The sequence below is a fragment of the Pseudomonas sp. FG98 genome (assembly GCF_057808595.1).
In genome coordinates this window covers 1-23186 of the sequence record NZ_JBMDIJ010000089.1, presented here as the reverse complement: position 1 = coordinate 23186, position 23186 = coordinate 1, and the positions used below count along the sequence as shown (strand labels likewise).

Below are 23186 nucleotides of genomic sequence, written 5' to 3'. Positions count from 1 at the left end.
ACCGCCGACCCTCTGCTTGTAAGGCAGATGCTCTCCCGGCTGAGCTAATCACCCAAACTCATCAAACTTAACTTTTTCGCTTCATCACTGCTGTCGCTGTGTTTCTGCTTTGTTACGTTTGCTTCGCTGAGGCCGCGAAATTTACGCAGGTAACGAACCTAAGTCAATACCCCCATTGAAGTTTTTTTCAAAAAGGGCAAAAAAGCTCATTCCCTCTCTACAGCCTCAAGCACAGGCGGTAGCACAAACCGCCAAAACCACAAGACAACACAGCCGGCATTTGCCGGCTGTCATTGGTAGATCATCTTCCGTGTCATGCCGCCGTCGACGATGAACTCCTGGCCGGTGACGAACCCGGCGTTCTTCGACAGCAACCACGCCACCGCCGCCGCCACATCTTCCACCGCCCCTACCCTGCCCGCCGGATGCTGGGCATGGTCGGCGTCGCTCAACGGCTCGGCACGCCGCGCCGAAGGATCACGGGCATCGATCCAGCCGGGACTGACCGCGTTGACCCGGATCTCCGGCCCCAGGCTCATGGCCAGGGCGTGGGTCAGGGCCAGCAGGCCGCCCTTGCTCGCCGCGTAGGCCTCGGTATCAGGCTCGGACTGGCGGGTACGGGTCGAAGTCAGGTTGACGATGGCCCCGCAATGCGCACGCAGGTAAGGCGCGCAATGCTTGGCCAACAGCATCGGCCCGCTCAGGTTGACCGCCATGACGCGGTTCCAGTGAGCAAGGCTGAGGCTTTCGAGGGTGGTGTTGTGCGGATCGGCGATCGCCGCGTTGCACACCAGTGCATCGAGGCGACCGAACTGGCCGAGGACTTCAGCAACACCGATGCTCACCTGGACCTCGTCGGAGACGTCCATGCCAACGAACCAGGCATTTTCCCCCAGCACCTTGGCGACCTTGGATCCGCGTACGCGGTCAAGGTCGGTGAGCACCACCTGCCAGCCCTCGGTGATCAGCCAGGCGGCGATGCCCAGACCGATACCGCGGGCGGCGCCGGTGACCAGCGCCACGCGACCGTTATGGCTGCTTTCGGCTACCGACCAGTCGATCACAGTGCCGCCAGGCCACGGGCGAGGTCGGCTTGCAGGTCGGCCACATCTTCCAGGCCCACGGCAACCCGGATCAGGCTGTCGCGGATCCCCGCCGCTTCACGCTCCTGCGGCGACAGACGGCCGTGGGAGGTGGTGGCCGGATGGGTGATGGTGGTCTTGCTGTCGCCGAGGTTGGCGGTAATCGAAATCAACCGGGTAGCGTCGATGAAGCGCCAGGCGCCCTCTTTGCCGCCCTTGACCTCGAAGCTCACCACCGCGCCGAAGCCTTTCATCTGGCGCTTGGCCAGATCGTGCTGCGGGTGGCTGTGCAGGCCGGCGTAGTGAACCTTCTCGATGCCGTCCTGCTGCTCCAGCCATTCGGCCAGGGCCTGGGCATTGGCGCAGTGGGCGCGCATGCGCAGGTTCAGGGTTTCGAGGCCCTTGAGGAAGATCCAGGCGTTGAACGGGCTCAGCGAAGGACCGGCGGTGCGCAGGAAGCCCACCACTTCTTTCATCTGCTCGCTGCGGCCGGCCACCACGCCGCCCATGCAACGGCCCTGGCCGTCGATGAACTTGGTCGCCGAGTGCACCACGATGTCCGCACCCAGTTGCAGCGGCTGCTGCAGAGCCGGGGTGCTGAAGCAGTTGTCCACCACCAGTTGGGCGCGCTTGGCGTGGGCGATTTCCGCCAGCGCAGCGATATCCACCAGTTCGGCCAGCGGGTTGGACGGCGACTCGACAAACAGCAGCTTGGTGTTCGCCTTGAACGCCTGCTCCCAGGCACTCAGGTCGGCCAGCGGCACGTAGTCGACCTGCACGCCGAAGCGCTTGAAGTACTTCTCGAACAGGCTGATGGTGGAACCGAACACGCTCTGCGAAACCAGTACATGGTCGCCAGCGCTGCACAGCGCCATGACCGTGGACAGGATCGCCGACATGCCGGTGGAAGTGGCTACCGCCTGCTCGGCACCTTCGAGAGCGGCAATACGCTCCTCGAACGCGCGAACGGTAGGGTTGGTGTAACGCGAATAGACGTTGCCTGGAACCTCGCCGGCGAACCGCGCCGCGGCATCGGCCGCGGTACGGAACACGTAGCTGGAGGTGAAGAACAGCGGGTCGCCGTGCTCACCTTCCGGCGTGCGATGCTGGCCTGCGCGTACCGCCAGCGTATCGAAAGCGACCCCTTCGAGGTCGCTGTCCAGGCGCCCGGCATCCCATTCCTGTGTCATGCCGTTGCTCCTCTATCAGTTGTTGTGAAGGTCGATGATCGCGCTGACCGCCTGGTTCTTGGCTTTCGCGAGGTCGTTGCGAGCGCGCTCGATGCGGTCCAGGTAGGCTTCGTCGACGTCGCCGGTGACGTACTGGCCGTCGAATACCGCGCAGTCGAAGTGCTCGATCTTGATCTTGCCGCCGCCGACCGCTTCGATCAGGTCCGGCAGGTCCTGGTAGACCAGCCAGTCGGCGCCGATCAGGTCGGCGACGTCCTGGGTGCTGCGGTTGTGCGCGATCAGCTCGTGGGCACTCGGCATGTCGATGCCGTAGACGTTGGGGAAGCGCACGGCCGGGGCGGCCGAGCAGAAGTAGACGTTCTTGGCGCCGGCTTCGCGGGCCATCTGGATGATCTGCTTGCAGGTGGTGCCGCGCACGATCGAGTCGTCCACCAGCATCACGTTCTTGCCGCGGAATTCCAGTTCGATGGCGTTGAGCTTCTGGCGTACGGATTTTTTCCGTGCGGCCTGGCCCGGCATGATGAAGGTCCGGCCGATGTAGCGGTTCTTGACGAAGCCTTCGCGGAACTTGACGCCCAGGTGGTTGGCCAGCTCGAGAGCGGCGGTGCGGCTGGTGTCAGGGATCGGGATGACCACGTCGATGTCGTGGTCAGGACGCTCGCGCTGGATCTTCTCGGCCAGCTTCTCGCCCATGCGCAGGCGCGCCTTGTACACCGAGACGCCATCGATGATGGAGTCCGGACGGGCCAGGTAGACGTGTTCGAAGATGCACGGCGAGAGTTTCGGATTGGTCGCGCACTGACGGGTGTGCAGCTTGCCTTCTTCGGTGATGTACACCGCTTCGCCCGGGGCCAGATCGCGGATCAGGGTGAAGCCGAGGACGTCGAGGGAGACGCTTTCCGAGGCGATCATGTACTCGACGCCTTCGTCGGTGTGACGCTGGCCGAAGACGATCGGGCGAATGCCGTTCGGGTCACGGAAGCCGACGATGCCGTAGCCGGTGATCATCGCCACCACGGCGTAGCCGCCAACGCAGCGGTTGTGCACATCGGCGACTGCGGCAAACACGTCTTCCTCGGTCGGTTGCAGCTTGCCGCGCACCGCCAGTTCGTGGGCGAAAACGTTGAGCAGGACTTCCGAGTCGGAGTTGGTGTTGACGTGGCGCAGGTCGGACTCGTAGATCTCCTTGGCCAGCTGCTCGACGTTGGTCAGGTTGCCGTTGTGCGCCAGGGTGATGCCGTACGGCGAGTTGACGTAGAACGGCTGGGCCTCGGCCGAGGTCGAGCTGCCCGCAGTTGGATAGCGCACGTGGCCGATGCCCATGTGGCCGACCAGGCGCTGCATATGGCGCTGCTGGAAGACGTCACGGACCAGGCCGTTGTCCTTGCGCAGGAATAACCGGCCATCATGGCTGGTCACGATACCGGCAGCGTCCTGGCCGCGGTGCTGGAGGACCGTAAGCGCGTCATACAGCGCCTGATTGACGTTCGACTTACCGACGATACCGACGATGCCACACATGCGACGCAACCCCTACTTAATGAAACTGGATTGAACGATGCTCACGGAGCTTTTGGCCCCAGGAGCTGTTCCTTGAACGGAATATCAGCGGGAGCGCTGATTCCGCTGGCTAGCCACTGGCTGGTCATCCCCAGGATGAGGTTCTTCGACCAGTCAGCCACCAATAGAAATTGTGGCAAGAGTCGCGACTCCTGCCACCACGGATCCTGTTGTACCGGCCCCAGGCTCAGCAGCCCGACAGCCACGACGACGAGCAATGCACCCCGGGCGGCGCCGAAGGCCATGCCGAGGAAGCGATCGGTCCCGGACAGTCCGGTGACGCGGATCAGCTCGCCGAGAAGAAAATTGATCATCGCCCCGACCAGCAGGGTGGCGACGAAGACGATGGCGCAGCCGCCAATGACCCGGGCGGACGGCGTCTGGATGTAGCTGTCGAGGTACTGTGCCGCGGAGCCACCGAACATCCACGCCATTGCACCGGCGACGATCCAGGTGAGCAGAGACAAGGCTTCCTTGACGAAGCCGCGCTTGAGACTGATCAGCGAAGAAATGGCGATGATCGCGAGAATCGCCCAGTCGACCCAGGTAAATGCCACGGTGTTGCCTGCAAACGGTTGAGGCGGCGCATTTTACCAGAGCGCAAGACTATCGGTAAGCGGTGATTTGCCGTCCGGCGCAAGCGCTGGACGGCAGGTTTCAGCCACGTTCGGGCTGGAAACGGACAACGAAGCCCTTGAGCTTCTGCTGGCGACTGATGACATCACGCAGGCGCTCGGCCTCGGCACGCTCGATGACCGGCCCGACGAACACCCGGTTCATGCCGTCGGCAGAGCGGATATAGGCGTTGTAGCCCTGGCTGCGCAGGGTTTTCTGCAGGGTATCGGCGCTGGCCCGGTTGGACAGGCTGGCCAGCTGTACCGACCAGCTGACCGGCAGGCCGTTGGGGTCGATCTTGTTGGCACTGGCCTGGGTCTGGGCAGGCGCAGGTGCTTGCGCTGCTGGCTTGGCCGGCGCCGGGGTGGCGGCGACCGTCGGGGCCGGCTTGACGGGTTGCGGAGTCGGCACCGGCGTCGCCGGTTTCGGCGCTTCCTGCTGGACCGGGGCCTGGGCTACAGGTGCCGACGGCGCTGGCGCGATCGGCGTGCTCGGTGCCGTCTGCGGCTGGGCCGCGACGCTTTCGTCCGGAATCACCTGGGGCTCGGGCACCTGCACCGGTTCGACCTGGACCTGTGGCAAGGCCGGAACGGCAGGCGCCGCCGGCGCCTCGACCTTGACCTGACGCAGCTCGTCTTCCTTGGTGAACAGCATCGGCAGGAAAATCACCGCCAGCGCAATCAGCACCAGCGCCCCGACCATGCGTTGTTTCATGACCTTGTCCAGCCCCGCCATTGGCTCAGTCCTCCCTGGCCTGCCGGTTCAGCCACTCGAGGGCCTCGCCGACACAGAAAAATGATCCGAACAGCAGAATCTCGTCGTCCGCCGTCGCCTGCGCGCACTGCCCTTCCAGGGCCTGTGCCACGCTGGAGTAGGACTGCACCGCAGCGCCAAGGTTCTCCAGCGCCGCCTGCAACTCGGTCGCCGGACGGCTGCGCGCAGTATCCAGTGTAGTCACGGCCCAATGACCAATGTGCGGCAGCAACGGCTGGATCACGCCGTCGAGGTCCTTGTCCGAGAGCAGCCCGAACACCGCCAGGCGCTGGCCCGCCACCGGCCGCGCAGCCAGGCGTTCGGCCAGGTAGTGCGCGGCATGGGGGTTGTGACCAACGTCGAGGAGGATATTCAGGCGCTTGCCATTCCAGATGAACGAACGACGATCGAGACGACCGACGATCCGCGCGTCCTGCAAGGCCCGGGCAACCACTGCGGCATCCCAGGGCAGCCCCATCAGCAGATAGGCCTGCAAGGCCAGCGCAGCGTTTTCCATCGGCAGGTCGAGCAGCGGCAGGTCGCGCAGTTCCACTGGGGTACCGGCGGCATCGACGCCACGCCACTGCCAGCAGCGCTCGGTGTAGGCCAGGTCGAAATCGCGGCCGCGCAGGAAGAACGGGCAATTCAGCTCGCGGACCTTGTCCAGCAGCGGTTGCGGTGGATCGAGGTCGCCACACAGCGCTGGCTGGCCCTGACGGAAGATCCCGGCCTTCTCGAAGGCAACCGATTCACGGGTATTGCCCAGCCAGTCGGCATGGTCGACACCGATGCTGGTGACCACGGCAAGGTCGGCATCCACCAGGTTGACCGCGTCCAGGCGCCCACCCAGGCCGACTTCGAGGACCACGGCGTCCAGCGCCGAGCGGGCGAACAGCCAGAAGGCTGCCAGGGTGCCCATTTCGAAGTAGGTCAGGGAGATTTCGCCACGGGCCGCCTCGACGGCGGCGAAGGCTTCGCAGAGTTGCTCGTCGCTGGCTTCGAGGCCGTCGAGTTGCACCCGCTCGTTGTAGCGCAGCAGGTGCGGCGAGCTATAGACCCCGACCTTCAGCCCCTGCGCCTTGAGCAGCGCAGCGATGAAGGCACAGGTCGAACCCTTGCCGTTGGTGCCGGTAACGGTCACCACCCGAGGCGCTGGCTTGCCCAGCCCGAGCCGGGTCGCTACCTCGCGGGAGCGCTCCAGGCCCATGTCGATGGCCGACGGGTGCAACTGCTCGAGGTAGGCGAGCCACTCGCCAAGGGTACGTTGGGTCATACGGTGGCAGGCGCCGGTGGAACGACCACGGCGTCAACGGCCGACGGTACGAATTTCGGGCTAGGCTGGCCGGTCATCTGCGCCAGCAGCTTGGCCAGACGCGGACGCAGCTCTGCACGATGGACGATCATGTCGATGGCGCCGTGCTCCAGGAGGAACTCGCTGCGCTGGAAGCCTTCCGGCAGCTTCTCGCGCACCGTCTGCTCGATCACGCGAGGACCGGCGAAGCCGATCAGTGCCTTCGGCTCACCGACGATCACGTCGCCGAGCATCGCCAGGCTGGCGGAAACGCCGCCGTAGACCGGGTCGGTCAGCACGGAGATGAACGGAATGCCTTCTTCGCGCAGGCGCGCCAGGGCGGCGGAGGTCTTGGCCATCTGCATCAGGGAGATCAGCGCTTCCTGCATGCGCGCACCGCCGGAAGCGGAGAAGCAGACCATCGGGCAGCGGTTTTCCAGGGCGTAGTTGGCGGCGCGCACGAAGCGCTCACCGACCACGGCGCCCATCGAGCCGCCCATGAAGGAGAACTCGAAGGCGCTGACCACGATCGGCATGCCCATCAGGGTGCCGCTCATGGAGATCAGTGCGTCTTTCTCGCCGATGGACTTCTGCGCGGCGACCAGGCGGTCCTTGTACTTCTTGCCGTCGCGGAACTTCAGGCGGTCAACCGGCTCCAGCTCGGCGCCCAGCTCGTTACGGCCTTCCGGGTCGAGGAAGATGTTCAGGCGGTTGCGCGCGCCGATACGCATGTGGTGGTTGCACTTGGGGCAGACGTCCAGGGTCTTTTCCAGTTCCGGACGGTAGAGCACGGCCTCGCAGGACGGGCACTTGTGCCACAGACCTTCGGGAACCGAACTCTTCTTCACCTCGGAACGCATGATCGATGGGATCAGTTTGTCTACTAACCAGTTGCTCATGCTTTATTTCTCCAGTAGCGGCGGCCGGCAGGCATTGGGTGCCGGGTCGCGCGTATGCCCTTGAGCTTCAAAAATTCGTGTATTTCGAGAAGACCGGCCGCACCTGCAGGCGCTCTGGCCCGGACGGCGTGCGACCGCTCGTCAATTCGTATGGCCGGCCCGCAGGCCTGACCTGGCAGCACTCGGCTGCGAAAGCTATGGACGATGCCTTGGCGGCCGCCGTCACATCGAGTGCCATCACGCGCGGCGTACCGCGTCGAGGAAAGCGTCGATGCGCGCCGCGTCCTTGATGCCCTTGGCTTGCTCGACGCCACCGCTGACATCCACCGCATAAGGCCGCACCTGGGCGATGGCAGCGCCGACATTGTCCGCCGACAGGCCGCCGGCAAGGATGATCGGCTTGCTCAGGTGTTTCGGCACCAGCTTCCAGTCGAAGGCCTCGCCCGTCCCGCCGGGCACGCCGGCCACGTAGGTGTCGAGAAGAATGCCGCTGGCCCGGGCGTAGCGCTTGCATTCGGCTTCCAGGTCATCCCCGGGGCGTACCCGCAAGGCCTTGATCCACGGCCGGTTGTAGCCTTCACAGTCCTGCGGGGTTTCGTCGCCGTGGAACTGCAGCAGGTCCAGCGGCACGGCTTCGAGGATTTCGTTGAGTTCGCAGCGGCTGGCGTTGACGAACAGGCCCACGGTGGTGACGAACGGCGGCAGCGCGGCGATGATCTCCCGCGCCTGCTGCACGCTCACTGCCCGCGGGCTCTTGGCGTAGAACACCAGGCCGATGGCGTCGGCGCCCGCCTGGGCCGCGGCCAGCGCGTCTTCCACGCGGGTAATACCGCAGATCTTGCTGCGAACGGCAGACATGGGCAGCGAATCTCCAGAGGGCGAAAGTCCCGGATGTTAGCAAATGACCGACGGGTCGTCAGCCGTCGGGAACTCGAAACCGGTGAGGAAATGTGGCCCGATGAAACGTTCGGGCAAAACGAACTCTTCCGGGTACTCGACCTGCACCAGATAGAGGCCGAACGGGTGGGCGGTGGCCGCCGCGACACGCCGGTCGAGACTGGCCAGCACCTCGGCCGCCCAGGCCACCGGACGCTCGCCGGCGCCGATGGTCATCAGCACCCCGGCGATATTGCGCACCATATGGTGAAGGAAGGCGCTGGCGCGGATATCCAGGACGATCATCTTGCCGTGGCGGGTGACCCGCAGGTGATGGATGGTCTTGATCGGCGACTTGGCCTGGCACTGGCCGGCGCGGAAGGCGCTGAAGTCGTGGGTGCCGAGCAGGCAGCGAGCGGCCTCGGCCATGCGCTCCACATCCAGCGGCCGGTGGTTCCAGGTGACCTGGTCACCCAGGTGCGCGGGACGGATCTGGTCGTTGTAGATCACATAGCGATAGCGCCGGGCAAAGGCCTTGAACCGGGCGTGGAAGTGCGCCGGCATCTGTTCGGCCCAGGACACGCTGATGTCGTGGGGCAGATGGCTGTTGGCGCCCATGGTCCAGGCCTTGGGGTTGCGGATGGCGCGGGTGTCGAAATGCACCACCTGGCCGCTGGCGTGGACCCCGGCATCGGTACGCCCGGCGCACTGCACGGTGATCGTCTCGTCGGCCACCTTGGACAGGGCCTCCTCCAGCGTCTGCTGCACGCTGATCACGCCATCGCCCTGGCGCTGCCAGCCACGGTAGCGGGTGCCTTTGTATTCAACGCCCAGGGCGATGCGGTAAAAGCCTTCGGCCGCCACTTCGGACGCCGCGGTATCGATGATTTCCAAGGGAATAACAGCCTGTCGGTTACGCAATGGCGCGGATTATAACGACAACGGCAGCCACGAGGGCTGCCGTTGGTGGTACTGCCTAGGCTCAGCTCAGCTTGCTGCGCAGCTCGTTGGCTTCGCGGCGCTGGGCCTGGTCGCCTTCCTTGTTGACCTCGTCGAGGATATCCCGGGCGCCGTCATGGTCGCCCATGTCGATGTAGGCCCGGGCCAGATCAAGCTTGGTGGCGACTTCATCGGTACCCGAGAGGTAGTCGAAGTCCTCGTCGTCCGGCAGGCTGGCGGCGTCCTCGGCGGTGAAGTGCGGCTCCAGCGACGGGGTTTCCAGGCTGGCGGAGAGCTTGTCCAGCTCGGCGTTGACGTTGTCCAGCTCGGCGGCGAAGTTCTTCGACGCGGTGTCGTCCTCGCCCGGCAGGGACAGATCGAAGTCGTCCGGCAGCTCCAGCGGCGGCAGGTCGGCCTCCAGACCAAGGTCGTTGTCGAAGGCCGCCAGTTCCGCCTCGATATCCAGCGGTGGACGGTTTTCGGTAGCGACTTCCGGGGTTTCGTCGGCAACGCTCAGGTCGAAATCGGCCAGGTCATCAGTGCCAGCGGACTGCGCCTTGCCGTGCTCGTCGAGCAGGGCGTCGAAGTCCACGTCATCGGCAGCGGCGGACAGCTCTGGCTCAGGCTCGACCTCGGGCTGGGGCGCCGGCGCAACCTCGGGCTCGCTGGTCGCGTAGTCCTGGAACAGCGCGTCGAAGTCGACATCGTCATCGCTGGCGACGGCTTCGGCTGGCGCCTCGGGTTCGATGGCCTGGGCGGCAGTGTGTTCCTGCAGCAGGCTGTCGAAGTCGAGATCATCAGCCGCAGGCAGCGCTGCTTCAGGGGCAACCTGCGGCTCGGGCTCGATGGCCTGGGCTGCGGTGTGCTCTTCGAGCAGGCTGTCGAAATCGAGGTCGTCGGTGATCACCGGCGGTTCTGCCTCGGGCTCGATCTGGGGCGCAGCCTGGGCCGCAGTGTGCGCCTGCAGCAGGCCATCGAAGTCCAGGTCGTCGACCACTGGCGGTTCTGCTTCGGGTTCTGCTTGTGGCGCCGGCTCGGCCGCCTGGGCTGCCGTCTGCTCCTCAAGCAGGGTGTCGAAGTCGAGGTCAGCGAAGGCACTGGTGTCGGCCTCCTGCGGTGCTGGCTCGGCCGCCGGCGCTTCCGGGTTGTCCTGCAGCAGGGTGTCGAAGTCCAGATCGTCCAGCGACGGCGGCTCGGCTGCCGGCTGCAGCTCGGCGCTGGCTTGCACGGCGGCCTGGTCGGCCGGGGCCTCCAGGTCCAGGCCGTCGAGGTCGTCGAGGCTCAGGTCGAAGGCACTGTCCAGTTCGTCATCGACCGGCAGGTCATCGGACTCGGGCTCCGGCTCTTCGGACATCAGCTCTTCGACGAACTTCTCGTCGAGACCGCTGGCGGCCACCGCGCCGCCTGCTGCTGCGGCGGCAGCGGCCACGGCGAGCATGGTCGGGAAGCGGCTCTTCAGCGATTCGACCTCGGCGAGGTTGTGCGGGTTGGCCTGGAGCTGGCGCTCCTGCATGACGAAGCCGCTGCGGTCGCCCTGGCGTGCATAGACTTCCATCAGCTTCAGGCGCAGGTCGCTGCGCTGGGGGAATTTCTCCACCGCCGGTTCCAGCAGGTTGGACGCCTGCATCAGGCGGCCATGGGCAATGCAGTCGTCGATCTCGGCCATGAACGGATCGACTTTGGGCTGTGGCGCAGGCTCGGCGACCCGTGGCTCGCCAACCTGTTCGGCGGCGGCGGCCGCAGCTGCGGACGCGGCCACCACGGCAGGGGCCAGGGTGACGGACGGCGGCACCACATCGAGGCCGTCGAAGCTGCTTTGCGGCAGTTCCAGGTCCGGTCCCAGGTCGCTTTCTTCGGCCAGGGCGCGGGCCATGCGCATGTGCTTTTCCGCTTCCTGCTGGGCCTTGCGCTTGCGCGCCAGCAACAGCAGCAGGAGGAGCAGCACCAGCAGCGCGGAACCGGCGATCAGCGCCAGCAGCAACGGGTTGCCGAGGATGCTGTCGAGGCCCTTGCTACCCTCCTCCGCTGCCGGAGTGGCGGCGCTGTCGGCCGGGGCGGCGTCCTGTTCCGGTGCGGTATCGACCGCTGCTGGAGCGGGCGTGACCTCCGGTGCCGCGGCAGCGCCCGGATTCGCTTGCAGTTGCGCATCGATCACCGGCGCCGTGGCCACCGCTGGCGCAACCGGAGTCGCCGGTGCAGCGCTCTGTGCTTCAAGGCGGGCGAGCTGGTCGTTTTTCAGCTCGATCAGGCGTTGCAGCTTGTCCAGCTGGCTTTGCAGATCGGCTACGCGGCTTTTCAGTTCGTCGCCTTCGCGGCGGCTGGTGTCGAGGTTTTCCTGGGTCGCCGCCAGCTTGTCGCTCAGCGCCTTCTCGCTACCGGCGCCCTTGCCAGCGGGGGCGACCAGTTTGAGGTTGTCCTGCTGGGCGACACGCGACGGCGCCGGCTGGGCGGCGTCGCGGCGAGTGGCGTCGAGCTGGCGGGCTTGCGGGCCGAGGCGACGGCCCTGGCGCCAGGCGGCGTACTGTTCGTTGACTTCCTTGACCGCCTGGGCCTGGGGAATGCTCTGGATCTGCTGCTGGTCCGGCATGCGCAGGACCTGGCCGGTCTTCAGCTGGTTGATATTGCCGTTGATGAAGGCGTCCGGATTGAGCGCCTGGATCGCCAGCATGGCCTGCTGCACCGAACCGCCCTGGCGCGAACGCGAGGCGATTTCCCAGAGGGTATCGCGGCGCACCGTGGTGTAGTTGGCCGCAGTGCTTACCGCAGGGGTCACGCCGGAGGCGGCCTGGGCGGTTTCCGGGGAGAACTTGGAGGCGTCGAGCAGCACGCTGTAGTCGCGCAGCAGGCGACCCTGCGGCCACATCACCTGGACCAGGAACTTGACCATCGGCTCCGGCAGCGGCTGGCTGGAGGTGATCTTCAGCACGCTCTTGCCGGCCGGGTTGATCACCGGGGTGAAGGTCAGGTCATTGAGGAATGGCTGGCGCTCGACCCCGGCCTTGGCGAACTCTTCCGCCGGGGCGAGGCTCGGCTTGACGTCGGCGGTGCTCAGGTCGCGCACGTCGAGCAGTTCGATCTCGGCATTGAGGGGCTGGTTCTGCGCCGACTTGAGGGTCAGCTCGCCCAGCCCGAGGGCATGCGCCATACCGGAAGACAGCGCCGACGCTGCGGCTATTGCTAACACCAGTTTGCGAATTCGAAGCATGACCTCATCCTTTGTTTTGAAGCGTCCCCGGGAACCGAGAAGAACTGAAGAACCGCCGTGAGGCTTATTACGGACATGCTCTGGGTCATGTCTAAATGGCCATCAAGTTTCACTGGCAAGTTGCCTGCGACTGTTAATGGTCAATATGCAAAGTGTTGCCAAGTATCTTTTACGCAAAGTCTTTTATCAACAATTCAGCCAGTTGTACGGCGTTCAAACCCGCGCCCTTGCGCACGTTGTCGGTGGTCAGCCAAAGGTTGAGCTGTTGCACCTCGTCGATACCACCGCGAACCCGGCCTGCATACACCACATCCTGGCCTACGGCATCGCCCACCGGGGTCGGGTAATCCCCCTCCTCCACCAGCTCGACGCTTTCTGCCGCTTCCAGTGCGGCGTTCACCGCCGCCAGGTCGACCGCTTCGCTGGCGGTCAGGCTCACAGTGTAGCTATCGCCAAAAAACACCGGGACTTGAACGCAGGTTACTGAAATCTTGAGTAAAGGCAGGTCGAGCAGTTCACGCAACTCGCGAACCAGGCGGCGTTCCAGCAGGCCATGGCCTTGCGCGTCGCTGGTGCCGACCTGGGCCAGCAGGTTGAAAGCCATCTGCCGGTCGAAGAAACGCGGTTCCAGAGGACGCGCGTTGAGCAGTTCGGCGGTCTGTCGGGCCAGTTCGCTCACGGCTTCGCGGCCCTGGGCGGACACGGCGAGGCAGGCGGTAACGTTCACCCGCTCCAGGGTCAGCAGGCTTTTCAGCGGGGCGAGGACCACGGCCAGGGCAACGGCGGCGGCACTCGGGCTGTGCAGGGTGGCCGGGGTCTTCAGGCTGGCCAGGACCTGCGGGTTGACTTCCGGGACCACGGCGGGCGCCTGCTCGGCGGGCAAGGCACCGGACAGGTCGATCACCGTGCAACCGGCGGCCTGGGCACGAGGGGCGAAGCTGAGGGTTACGGCCGGGCCGGCGGCGAAGAAGGCCAGGCGCACCTTGGCGAAATCGAAATCGTCGACATCGCGGGTGCGCAGGTTCTTGCCGCGGAAAGTCACGGCGCTGCCGGCGGATTCGTTGCTGGCCAGCAGGTACAGGGTGCCCACCGGGAAGTTGCGTTCCTCGAGGATCTGCACGAGGGTTTCGCCGACGGTGCCGGTGGCGCCGATTACGGCGATGTCGATTGGGTGGGTCATCAGGATTTCCTCTGGACTTTCGGGCCCCATCGCTGGCAACGCCAGCTCCCACAGTTACTGCATGCACCGCGGACCTTGTGGGAGCTGGCGTTGCCAGCGATGAGGCCCCCGCGAATTCTGGGGAGCGGCACTTTACTTTGATTTGTCCGAAAACAAAAAACCCGCGCTGTCGCCAGCACGGGTTTTCAGGGTCACCACGAAGCGATCAACGCTCCAGCAGGATCCGCAGCATGCGCCGCAGCGGCTCGGCGGCGCCCCACAGCAGCTGGTCGCCGACGGTGAAGGCGCCCAGGTACTGGGACCCCATGTTCAGCTTGCGCAGACGACCCACCGGGATGTTCAGGGTGCCGGTAACGTTGGTCGGGGTCAGCTCCTTCATGCTGATCTCGCGCTGGTTCGGCACCAGTTTCACCCATGGGTTGTGCTGGCTGATCAGGCCTTCGATGTCGGCCAGCGGCACGTCCTTGTTCAGCTTGATGGTCAGCGCCTGGCTGTGGCAGCGCATGGCGCCGATGCGCACGCAGATGCCGTCGACCGGGATCGGGCTCTTGAAGCGGCCGAGGATCTTGTTGGTCTCGGCCTGGGCCTTCCACTCTTCGCGGCTCTGGCCGTTCGGCAGTTCCTTGTCGATCCACGGGATCAGGCTGCCGGCCAGTGGCACACCGAAGTTCTCGGTCGGGTAGGCATCGCTGCGCATGGCCTCGGCGACCTTGCGGTCGATGTCGAGGATGGCGCTGGCCGGGTTGGCCAGCTCGTCGGCGACGGCGGCGTTGGTCGCGCCCATCTGGCGGATCAGCTCGCGCATGTTCTGCGCACCGGCACCGGAGGCCGCCTGGTAGGTCATGGCGCTCATCCATTCGACCAGGCCGGCTTCGAACAGGCCGCCCAGGCCCATCAGCATCAGGCTGACGGTGCAGTTGCCGCCGATGTAGTTCTTGGTGCCGGCGTCCAGCTGCTGGTCGATGACCTTGCGGTTGACCGGGTCCAGGACGATGACCGCGTCATCCTGCATGCGCAGGGAGGAAGCGGCATCGATCCAGTAACCCTGCCAGCCGGCTTCGCGCAGCTTGGGGAAGACTTCGTTGGTGTAGTCGCCACCCTGGCAGGTCAGGATCACGTCCAGGGTCTTGAGCTCGTCGATGCTGTAGGCATCCTTCAGCGGAGCAATGTCCTTGCCCACCGCCGGGCCTTGGCCACCGACGTTCGAGGTAGTGAAGAACACCGGCTCGATAAGATCGAAATCCTGCTCTTCGAGCATCCGCTGCATGAGCACGGAACCGACCATTCCGCGCCAACCGATCAGACCTACACGTTTCATCGCAACTACACCTTCGCTAAAAGTGGGCCGCTGCCCTGTTGTGGTTTCGACAGCGGGCCAGAGAGATTACAGATTCCGCAGCGCTGCGACTACTGCGTCGCCCATTTGCTGCGTACCGACCTTGGTGCAACCTTCGGACCAGATGTCACCGGTACGCAGGCCCTGGTCGAGAACCAGGCTCACGGCTTTCTCGATGGCATCGGCGGCGCCGTGCTGGTTGAAGCTGTAGCGCAGCATCATCGATACCGAGAGGATGGTCGCCAGCGGGTTGGCGATGCCCTGGCCGGCGATGTCCGGCGCGGAGCCGTGGCACGGCTCGTACATGCCCTTGTTGTGGGCGTCCAGGGAAGCCGATGGCAGCATGCCGATGGAGCCGGTGAGCATGGAAGCCTCATCCGACAGGATGTCGCCGAACATGTTGTCGGTGACCATCACGTCGAACTGCTTCGGTGCACGGACCAGCTGCATGGCGGCGTTGTCGACGTACATGTGGCTCAGTTCGACGTCCGGGTAGTCCTTGGCCACTTCCTCGACCACTTCGCGCCACAGCTGGCTGGAGGCGAGGACGTTGGCCTTGTCCACCGAGCACAGCTTCTTGCCGCGCACACGGGCCATGTCGAAGCCGACGCGGGCGATGCGGCGGATTTCGCTTTCGCTGTACGGCAGGGTGTCGTAGGACTGGCGCTCGCCGTTTTCCAGCTCGCGGGTGCCACGCGGGGCGCCGAAGTAGATGCCGCCGGTCAGCTCGCGGACGATCAGGATGTCCAGGCCGGAGACGATTTCACGCTTCAGCGAGGAGGCGTCGGCCAGTTGCGGGTAGAGGATCGCCGGACGCAGGTTGGCGAACAGGCCCAGTTGCGAGCGGATCTTCAGCAGGCCGCGCTCGGGACGGATGTCACGCTCGATCTTGTCCCACTTCGGCCCGCCCACGGCGCCCAGCAGCACGGCATCGGCCTTGCGCGCACGCTCCAGGGTCTCGTCGGCCAGTGGCACGCCGTGCTTGTCGATGGCGGCGCCGCCGATCACGTCGTGCTCCAGGGCGAAGCCGAGCTGGAACTTGTCGTTGGCCAGTTCCAGCACCTTGACGGCCTCGGCGGTGATTTCAGGACCGATACCGTCACCCGGGAGAATCAGAATCTGCTTGCTCATGCTTTCCTCTATCTCGAATCAAGCGGCGCGCCGAGGTGGCGCGCCGGTAAAAATCTGCTGGATTTCAGCGTTCGGCCCACAGCACCAGGACATCGGTACTGAACGAGCCGTCGGCTTCGATCCGGTAATACTGCCGTACTTCTTCGCCCATCGCCTGCTGCAATTGCAGGATGGCGGCGCGCATCGCTTCTGGCGTGCGCATGCGTTCGACCCAGGAGGTCCATTCCAGGCGCAGGCTCTGGCGGGCGTGACTGCGCACGCAGAGGCCGGCCTCGCTGACCTGGCGCAGCCATTCGGAGGCGGAATAGTCGCGCACATGACTGGTGTCGCGCAGCACTTCGACGCTTTGCAGATAGGTGTCGAGCAGCGGGCTGCCCGGCGACATCACGTCGATGAAAGCGGCCACGCCACCCGGCTTGAGCACCCGGCGCACTTCGCGCAGGGCCAGGCCGAGGTCGCTCCAGTGATGCGCCGAATAGCGGCTGAAGACGAAGTCGAAGGAAGCGTCGGCGAACGGCAGGCGCTCGGCGGCACCGCGCTCGGTGACGATATTGCCCAGGCCGCGCTCGGCAGCGCTGGCGGCGACCACGTCGAGCATCTGTTGCGACAGGTCGTAGGCCACCACTTCGGCGACCAGCGGTGCGACATGGAAGCTGACGTGGCCGGCGCCGCAGCCGAGGTCAAGGACCCGGGCGTGGTTTTGCCCGGCCAGTTCGGCCTGGAGCAGGGCGAACTCGGTGCCCTGGGCGTGCACGGCACTGCTCAGGTAGGCGCTGGCCTGTTCGCCGAACTGGCGCTGGACGACGTCCTTGTGGCTGCTGTTGGTCATTTTCTAGTCTCCCGGGCCTCATCGCTGGCAAGCCAGCTCCCACAGGGTTTTGTGCTGGTCACAAATTCCGTGTTCAACACAGATCCTGTGGGAGCTGGCTTGCCAGCGATGGGTTCAACACATTACTGAGCGTCGCGGAACAACCATGGCTGGCTGGCGCGATGCTTGGCTTCGAAGGCACCGATGGCATCGCTGTCCTGCAGGGTCAGGCCGATATCGTCCAGGCCGTTGAGCAGGCAGTGCTTGCGGAACGCGTCGATCTCGAAGCCCAGCACCTTGCCGTCGGGGCGGGTCACGGTCTGTGCCTGCAGGTCGATGGTCAGCTGGTAGCCCGGGTCGGCTTCGACCTGCTTGAACAGCTCGTCGACTTCCTCGTCGCTGAGAATGATCGGCAGCAGGCCGTTCTTGAAGCTGTTGTTGAAGAAGATGTCGGCGTAGCTCGGCGCGATGATGCTGCGGAAACCGTACTCTTCCAGGGCCCATGGCGCGTGCTCACGGCTCGAACCGCAGCCGAAGTTCTCACGGGCCAGCAGCACGCTGGCACCTTGGTAACGGTCGTGGTTGAGGACGAAGTCCATGTTCTTCGGGCGCTTGCTGTTGTCCTGGTACGGCTGGCCGACGTCCAGGTAGCGCCACTCGTCGAACAGGTTCGGGCCGAAACCGGTGCGCTTGATCGACTTCAGGAACTGCTTGGGAATGATCTGGTCGGTGTCGACGTTGGCACGGTCCAGAGGGGCAACGAGGCCGGTGTGCTGGGTAAAGGCTTTCATGCTGCGCTCCCTTGGATCAACTCGCGTACATCGATGAAACGGCCGGTAACGGCGGCGGCGGCGGCCATGGCCGGGCTGACCAGGTGGGTACGCCCACCGGCACCCTGGCGGCCTTCGAAATTGCGGTTGGAGGTGGACGCGCAGTGCTCGCCACTCTCCAGGCGGTCGGGGTTCATCGCCAGGCACATGGAGCAGCCCGGTTCACGCCATTCGAAGCCGGCTTCGAGGAAGATCTTGTCCAGGCCTTCTTTCTCGGCCTGCTCCTTGACCAGGCCGGAACCCGGTACCACGATCGCCTGCTTGATGGTCGCGGCGACCTTGCGGCCCTTGGCGATCTCGGCAGCGGCGCGCAGGTCTTCGATCCGCGAGTTGGTGCAGGAGCCGATGAACACACGGTCCAGCTGGATATCGGTGATCGCCTGGTTGGCGCTCAGGCCCATGTATTTCAGGGCGCGCTCGATGGAGCCACGCTTGACCAGATCGGCCTCGGCGGCCGGGTCCGGCACGCGCTGGTCGACGGCCAGGACCATTTCCGGCGAGGTGCCCCAGCTGACCTGCGGCTTGATCTGCGCGGCATCCAGCTCGACCACGGTGTCGAACACTGCATCGGCGTCGGAAACCAGGTCTTTCCAGGCTTCGACGGCCAGGTCCCATTGCTCGCCCTTCGGCGCGTACGGGCGACCCTTGACGTATTCGACGGTCTTGGCGTCGGTGGCCACCAGGCCAACACGGGCGCCGGCTTCGATGGACATGTTGCAGATGGTCATGCGGCCTTCGATGGACAGATCGCGAATGGCGCTGCCGGCGAATTCCATGGCATGGCCGTTACCGCCGGCGGTGCCGATCTTGCCGATCACGGCGAGGACGATGTCCTTGGCGGTGACGCCAGCAGGCAATACGCCTTCGACGCGCACCAGCATGTTCTTCATTTTCTTGGCGACCAGGCACTGGGTGGCGAGCACGTGCTCGACCTCGGAGGTGCCGATGCCGTGGGCCAGCGCGCCGAAGGCGCCGTGGGTCGAGGTGTGCGAGTCACCGCAGACCACGGTCATGCCCGGCAGGGTAGCGCCCTGCTCCGGGCTGATGACGTGGACGATGCCCTGGCGCACGTCGTTCATCTTGAATTCGGTGATGCCGTACTCGTCGCAGTTCTCGTCGAGGGTCTGCACCTGCAGGCGCGACACCTGGTCGACGATGGCGTCGATGCCGCCCTTGCGCTCGGGCGTGGTCGGTACGTTGTGGTCCGGCGTGGCGATGTTGGCATCGATGCGCCAAGGTTTGCGGTTCGCCAGGCGCAGGCCTTCGAAGGCTTGCGGCGAGGTCACTTCGTGAATGATGTGACGGTCGATGTAGATCAGCGCCGAACCATCGTCGCGCTGCTTGACCAAATGCGCATCCCAGAGCTTGTCGTAAAGCGTTTTGCCGGCCATCAGGCGTTCCTCATCAGTCTTTCTATGCCAATAACCCCTTGGCTTGTACGGCTGATGGTATGGGGTTAGATTGGATAACTCAAATTCATAATTTTTATGCTTTGGATAACCAAGAGGAATCCGAAACCGTGGATCTGGCCAACCTCAACGCCTTTATCGCGATTGCCGAGACCGGCAGCTTTTCCGGGGCCGGCGAGCGCCTGCACCTGACCCAGCCGGCCATCAGCAAACGCATCGCCGGTCTCGAACAGCAACTGGACGTGCGCCTGTTCGACCGCCTCGGCCGCGAGGTCAGCCTGACCGAGGCCGGCCGCGCCCTGCTGCCCCGGGCCTACCAGATCATCAACGTGCTGGACGACACGCGCCGGGCCCTGACCAACCTCACCGGCGAGGTCAGCGGTCGCCTGACCCTGGCTACCAGCCATCACATCGGCCTGCACCGCTTGCCGCCGCTGCTGCGCGCCTTTACCCGGCAATACCCGGCGGTCGCCCTGGATATCCAGTTCCTCGACTCGGAAGTGGCCTACGAAGAGATTCTGCATGGCCGCGCGGAAATCGCCGTGATTACCCTGGCGCCGGAGCCTCATAGTCTGGTGCGCGCGGTGCCGGTATGGGACGACCCGCTGGATTTTGTGGTGGCCCCGGAGCACCCGCTGGCACGCAAGGTTGCCGCTGGTCTGGAAGATATCGCCCACCATCCGGCGGTTTTTCCCGGCGGAAACACCTTTACCCACCATATCGTCCAGCGACTTTTCGAGCGGCAGGGCCTGACGCCGAACATCGCCATGAGCACCAACTACTTGGAAACCATAAAGATGATGGTGTCCATCGGCCTGGCCTGGAGCGTTTTGCCACGCACCATGCTCGACGAACAGGTGGCTTCCATCAGCTTGCCGGGCATACAGCTGACTCGCCAGCTAGGCTACATTCTTCATACGGAACGAACGTTATCGAATGCAGCCAGAGCCTTTATGGCACTGCTCGACAGCCATGCGAGAAAACCCTGAGGCCGCCGGAAACGCCGGGCCGGCCTATACCAAGGAAGCGTATTCGCCAAAGGTCTGGTAATCGATGCCCAACACACCCCGTTTTCCGCGCCTTCCGCGAATCCTCGCGGCCGATCCCCAGGAGTCGGAGCAGACCTGGGAAAACGCTCCGCAACTGCTGGCGGCCCTCAACGGTGCCCGCCTTGGCGCCTGGTTCTGGGATGTCGAGACCGGGCGCATCAGTTGGTCGCGGGGCACCCAGGCACTGTTCGGCTACGACCCGCGCCAGCCGCTGCCCAAGGACCTGGACTACCTCGACCTGCTGCCCCCCGAAGACCGCCAGCGCACCGTGCAGGCGTTCTACGCGGTGGTCGCTGGCGAGCCGCAGGTCCAGGCCATGCGCCACCGCATCCGCTGGCCGGACGGCAGCCTGCACTGGCTGGAGATCAACGGCAGCCTGACCCACGACAAGGACGGCCGCCCGCAGATGATCGGGGTGATCCGCGAGATCACCGCCCAGCGCGAGCGCGAGGACGCGCTCAAGGACAGCCAGGAGCGCCTCGACCTGGCCCTGGACTCGGCACAGCTGGGCACCTGGGACTGGCACATTCCCAGCGGCATGCTCTACGGCTCGGCCCGCGCCGCGCAGCTGCACGGACTGGAGCCGATCCCCTTCCACGAGTCCTTCGAGGCGTTTTTCGACGGCGTGCCGGAAGACGAACGGGCCAGCATGCGCCAGGCCTACCGCAGCCTGCGCGAAGGTCCGGCGGGCAATTACCAGATCACCTACCGGATCCAGCTGGACAACGGCAGCTCCCGCTACCTGGAAAGCCGCGCACGCTTGTACCGCGACGAACAGGGCAATCCGCTGCGCATGGCCGGGACCTTGCTGGACATCACCGACCAGGTCGAGCGCGAGCAGCGCCTGATCGCCTCGGAAGAGAAATTTGCCGGGCTGTTCCAGGTCAGCCCCGACCCGATCTGCGTCACCCGCCAGGACAACGGCCAGTTCATCGAGATCAACCCGGCCTTCACCCAGACTTTCGGCTGGAGCGCCGAGCAGGTGCTGGGCCGTAGTGCCGAGGAAATCGGCCTGTGGGCGGAGTCGGCGGAGCGCGCCAAGCGTATCGAACAGGTGATCCGTGACCAGGCGCTGAACAACGTCGCGGTGGTGGTCAACCACAAGAATGGCCACGCCCTGACCTGCGTGATTTCCAGCCGCCTGATCAAGGTCGACCAGGAAACCTGCAGCGTCACCACCCTGCGCGATATCACCCAGCAGCAGCGGGCCGAAGCGGCACTCAAGGCCAGCGAGGAGAAATTCGCCAAGGCCTTTCACTCCAGCCCGGACGCCATCAGCATCAGCGAGCGCGAGACCGGGCGCTATGTCGAGGTCAACGATGGCTTCTGCCGCCTGACCGGCTACAGCGCCGGCGAAGTGCTGGGGCGCACCGCCAACCAGATCGGCGTCTGGGCCGACGATAAACAGCACGAGATGCTGGCGGCCGAGGTACTGGAACGCGGCCGCGTGCACCACCGGGAAATGCTCGGACGCAGCAAGAGCGGCGAGTTGCTGACCCTGGAAGTCTCGGTGGAGCCGATTACCCTCAACGAGACCGACTGCCTGCTGCTCACTGCCCGGGACGTCAGCCAGTTGAAGAATGCCCAGGCGCAGATCCGCCACCTGGCCTACCACGACCCGCTGACCAACCTGCCCAACCGTGCCCTATTGATGGACCGCCTGAGCCAGCAGATCGCCCTGCTCAAGCGCCACAACCTGCGCGGCGCCTTGCTGTTCCTCGACCTTGACCATTTCAAGCACATCAATGACTCGCTCGGCCATCCGGTGGGCGATACGGTGCTGAAGATCATCACCGCGCGCCTCGAAGCCAGCGTGCGCATGGAAGACACCGTGGCGCGTCTGGGCGGCGACGAGTTCGTGGTGCTGCTCAGCGGGTTGCAGGGCAGCCGCGAGGAAGTCACCGATCAGGTCCAGGAACTGGCCGACACCCTGCGCCAGTTGCTCGCCGAACCCATGTCGCTGGACGGCCAGCGCCTGCAGGTGACCCCGAGCATCGGCGTGGCGCTGATCCCCGACCATGGCTCGACCCCGGCCGACCTGCTCAAACGCGCCGATATCGCCCTGTATCGGGCCAAGGATTCCGGGCGCAACACCACCCAGTTGTTCCACACCACCATGCAAAAGGCCGCCAGCGAGCGCCTGCGCATGGAAAGCGACCTGCGCATGGCCCTGACCCGTGGCGAACTGGCTTTGCACTTCCAGCCTCAGGTCGATGCCCGCGACAGCCGCATCGTCGGCGCCGAGGTGCTGTTGCGCTGGCATCACCCACTGCTCGGCCAGCAGCCGCCGTCGCAGTTCATCCAGGTGCTGGAGGAAAGCGGGCTGATTCTCGAAGTGGGCAACTGGATCCTCGACGAAGCCTGCGACGCCTGTTCGCGCATGCTCCAGGACCTGCTGATCGACGCCGAGGATTTCAGCCTGTGCGTCAACATCAGCCCGCGGCAATTCCGCCAGAACGACTTCGTCCAGCGCGTGCGACGCAGCCTGGACGACTATCGCCTGCCCTATCGCATGCTCAAGCTGGAGATCACCGAAGGCATCGTCATCCAGAACCTGGAGGACACCATCAACAAGATGCGCGAACTGAAGGCGCTGGGGGTGGGCTTTGCCATGGATGATTTCGGCACCGGCTACTCATCGCTGACTTACCTCAAGCGCCTGCCGGTAGACACCTTGAAGATCGATCAGTCGTTCGTCCGCGATGCGCCGGTGGACCCCAACGATGCCGAGATCGTCCGGGCCATCGTGGCCATGGCGCGGAGTCTGGAACTGACGGTGATTGCCGAGGGGGTGGAGCTTTCCGAGCAACTGGAGTTTCTGGAACGGCAGGGGTGCTTCCTGTATCAGGGGTATCTGCATAGCCGGCCGCTACCGCTGGGGGCGTTCCGGGCGATGCTGCTGGAGGCTCCGGCCGACTATTAGGGCCTCATCGCCGGCAACGCCGGCTCCCACAGAGTTCGCAGTGCACCCAAAACCCTGTGGGAGCTGGCTTGAACTGGCCTAATGATCCCGGACACCTCTTAAGGGCGATA

18 protein-coding genes are annotated in these 23186 nt (G+C 64.9%); 2 read left to right on the top strand and 16 right to left on the bottom strand.

What is annotated here, in order from left to right; all coding sequences use genetic code 11:
- Positions 1 to 290: 290 nt before the first annotated feature.
- The 16 genes from ACODSK_RS28455 to leuC form a co-directional block, all read right to left on the bottom strand.
- Positions 291 to 1064, bottom strand: a complete 774-nt coding sequence (locus tag ACODSK_RS28455; protein WP_489020883.1) for an SDR family oxidoreductase — start codon at positions 1062 to 1064, stop codon at positions 291 to 293.
- Positions 1061 to 2272, bottom strand: a complete 1212-nt coding sequence (locus ACODSK_RS28450) for an O-succinylhomoserine sulfhydrylase (protein ID WP_489020881.1) — start codon at positions 2270 to 2272, stop codon at positions 1061 to 1063. The genes ACODSK_RS28455 and ACODSK_RS28450 overlap by 4 nt, the downstream gene beginning before the upstream one ends.
- 15 nt (positions 2273 to 2287) lie before the next feature.
- Positions 2288 to 3793 (bottom strand): amidophosphoribosyltransferase, encoded by a 1506-nt coding sequence (gene purF / locus ACODSK_RS28445; protein ID WP_489020880.1) that lies wholly within the window; start codon positions 3791 to 3793, stop codon positions 2288 to 2290.
- Positions 3794 to 3834: 41 nt separating this feature from the next.
- Positions 3835 to 4389 carry a CvpA family protein gene (locus ACODSK_RS28440; RefSeq protein ID WP_489020878.1) on the bottom strand — a complete coding sequence of 185 codons (555 nt, stop codon included), beginning with the start codon at positions 4387 to 4389 and terminating at the stop codon, positions 3835 to 3837.
- Between the two features lie 100 nt (positions 4390 to 4489).
- Complete coding sequence (locus tag ACODSK_RS28435; RefSeq protein WP_489020877.1) at positions 4490 to 5182, bottom strand: SPOR domain-containing protein; 693 nt, start codon at positions 5180 to 5182, stop codon at positions 4490 to 4492.
- 4 nt (positions 5183 to 5186) lie between these two features.
- A complete protein-coding gene (gene folC / locus ACODSK_RS28430; protein WP_489020876.1) occupies positions 5187 to 6473 on the bottom strand; it encodes a bifunctional tetrahydrofolate synthase/dihydrofolate synthase in 1287 nt (428 codons plus the stop codon).
- The gene (gene accD / locus ACODSK_RS28425; protein ID WP_489020874.1) at positions 6470 to 7390 is read right to left on the bottom strand and encodes an acetyl-CoA carboxylase, carboxyltransferase subunit beta; all 921 of its coding nucleotides are present in this window, start codon (positions 7388 to 7390) and stop codon (positions 6470 to 6472) included. The genes folC and accD overlap by 4 nt, the downstream gene beginning before the upstream one ends.
- 237 nt (positions 7391 to 7627) lie before the next feature.
- Positions 7628 to 8248, bottom strand: a complete 621-nt coding sequence (locus ACODSK_RS28420; protein WP_489020873.1) for a phosphoribosylanthranilate isomerase — start codon at positions 8246 to 8248, stop codon at positions 7628 to 7630.
- Positions 8249 to 8284: 36 nt separating this feature from the next.
- Positions 8285 to 9166, bottom strand: a complete 882-nt coding sequence (gene truA, locus ACODSK_RS28415; protein WP_489020885.1) for a tRNA pseudouridine(38-40) synthase TruA — start codon at positions 9164 to 9166, stop codon at positions 8285 to 8287.
- Between the two features lie 82 nt (positions 9167 to 9248).
- The gene (locus ACODSK_RS28410) at positions 9249 to 12410 is read right to left on the bottom strand and encodes a motility hub landmark protein FimV (protein ID WP_489020871.1); all 3162 of its coding nucleotides are present in this window, start codon (positions 12408 to 12410) and stop codon (positions 9249 to 9251) included.
- Between the two features lie 169 nt (positions 12411 to 12579).
- Positions 12580 to 13590, bottom strand: a complete 1011-nt coding sequence (locus ACODSK_RS28405) for an aspartate-semialdehyde dehydrogenase (protein ID WP_489020869.1) — start codon at positions 13588 to 13590, stop codon at positions 12580 to 12582.
- 205 nt (positions 13591 to 13795) lie between these two features.
- The gene (gene asd / locus ACODSK_RS28400) at positions 13796 to 14908 is read right to left on the bottom strand and encodes an aspartate-semialdehyde dehydrogenase (protein ID WP_489020867.1); all 1113 of its coding nucleotides are present in this window, start codon (positions 14906 to 14908) and stop codon (positions 13796 to 13798) included.
- Positions 14909 to 14974: 66 nt separating this feature from the next.
- Positions 14975 to 16057: a 3-isopropylmalate dehydrogenase gene (gene leuB / locus ACODSK_RS28395; protein WP_009403092.1), complete on the bottom strand. Its 1083-nt coding sequence runs from the start codon at positions 16055 to 16057 to the stop codon at positions 14975 to 14977.
- 64 nt (positions 16058 to 16121) lie between these two features.
- A complete protein-coding gene (locus ACODSK_RS28390) occupies positions 16122 to 16886 on the bottom strand; it encodes a class I SAM-dependent methyltransferase (protein ID WP_489020865.1) in 765 nt (254 codons plus the stop codon).
- Positions 16887 to 17008: 122 nt separating this feature from the next.
- Positions 17009 to 17656 (bottom strand): 3-isopropylmalate dehydratase small subunit, encoded by a 648-nt coding sequence (leuD, locus tag ACODSK_RS28385; protein ID WP_489020863.1) that lies wholly within the window; start codon positions 17654 to 17656, stop codon positions 17009 to 17011.
- On the bottom strand, positions 17653 to 19086 hold the full coding sequence (gene leuC, locus ACODSK_RS28380) for a 3-isopropylmalate dehydratase large subunit (RefSeq protein ID WP_489020861.1): 1434 nt from the start codon (positions 19084 to 19086) through the stop codon (positions 17653 to 17655). Before leuC ends, leuD begins: the two co-directional genes overlap by 4 nt.
- Positions 19087 to 19214: 128 nt before the next feature.
- On the opposite strand from leuC, the gene ACODSK_RS28375 reads away from it, so the two are divergent.
- Both ACODSK_RS28375 and ACODSK_RS28370 read left to right on the top strand, forming a co-directional pair.
- On the top strand, positions 19215 to 20093 hold the full coding sequence (locus tag ACODSK_RS28375) for a LysR family transcriptional regulator (protein ID WP_489020860.1): 879 nt from the start codon (positions 19215 to 19217) through the stop codon (positions 20091 to 20093).
- A gap of 64 nt (positions 20094 to 20157) precedes the next feature.
- Positions 20158 to 23076 (top strand): EAL domain-containing protein, encoded by a 2919-nt coding sequence (locus tag ACODSK_RS28370; RefSeq protein WP_489020858.1) that lies wholly within the window; start codon positions 20158 to 20160, stop codon positions 23074 to 23076.
- The last annotated feature ends 110 nt before the right edge of the window (positions 23077 to 23186 follow it).

Excerpts from the sequence above, each read along its gene's own strand:
- ACODSK_RS28450 (WP_489020881.1), bottom strand. The coding sequence starts at position 2,272 with ATGACACAGGAATGGGATGCCGGGCGCCTGGACAGCGACCTCGAAGGG.
- purF (WP_489020880.1), bottom strand. The coding sequence starts at position 3,793 with ATGTGTGGCATCGTCGGTATCGTCGGTAAGTCGAACGTCAATCAGGCG.
- ACODSK_RS28435 (WP_489020877.1), bottom strand. The coding sequence starts at position 5,182 with ATGGCGGGGCTGGACAAGGTCATGAAACAACGCATGGTCGGGGCGCTG.
- folC (WP_489020876.1), bottom strand. The coding sequence starts at position 6,473 with ATGACCCAACGTACCCTTGGCGAGTGGCTCGCCTACCTCGAGCAGTTG.
- accD (WP_489020874.1), bottom strand. The coding sequence starts at position 7,390 with ATGAGCAACTGGTTAGTAGACAAACTGATCCCATCGATCATGCGTTCC.
- ACODSK_RS28420 (WP_489020873.1), bottom strand. The coding sequence starts at position 8,248 with ATGTCTGCCGTTCGCAGCAAGATCTGCGGTATTACCCGCGTGGAAGAC.
- ACODSK_RS28410 (WP_489020871.1), bottom strand. The coding sequence starts at position 12,410 with ATGCTTCGAATTCGCAAACTGGTGTTAGCAATAGCCGCAGCGTCGGCG.
- ACODSK_RS28405 (WP_489020869.1), bottom strand. The coding sequence starts at position 13,590 with ATGACCCACCCAATCGACATCGCCGTAATCGGCGCCACCGGCACCGTC.
- asd (WP_489020867.1), bottom strand. The coding sequence starts at position 14,908 with ATGAAACGTGTAGGTCTGATCGGTTGGCGCGGAATGGTCGGTTCCGTG.
- leuB (WP_009403092.1), bottom strand. The coding sequence starts at position 16,057 with ATGAGCAAGCAGATTCTGATTCTCCCGGGTGACGGTATCGGTCCTGAA.
- ACODSK_RS28390 (WP_489020865.1), bottom strand. The coding sequence starts at position 16,886 with ATGACCAACAGCAGCCACAAGGACGTCGTCCAGCGCCAGTTCGGCGAA.
- leuD (WP_489020863.1), bottom strand. The coding sequence starts at position 17,656 with ATGAAAGCCTTTACCCAGCACACCGGCCTCGTTGCCCCTCTGGACCGT.
- leuC (WP_489020861.1), bottom strand. The coding sequence starts at position 19,086 with ATGGCCGGCAAAACGCTTTACGACAAGCTCTGGGATGCGCATTTGGTC.
- ACODSK_RS28370 (WP_489020858.1), top strand. The coding sequence starts at position 20,158 with ATGCCCAACACACCCCGTTTTCCGCGCCTTCCGCGAATCCTCGCGGCC.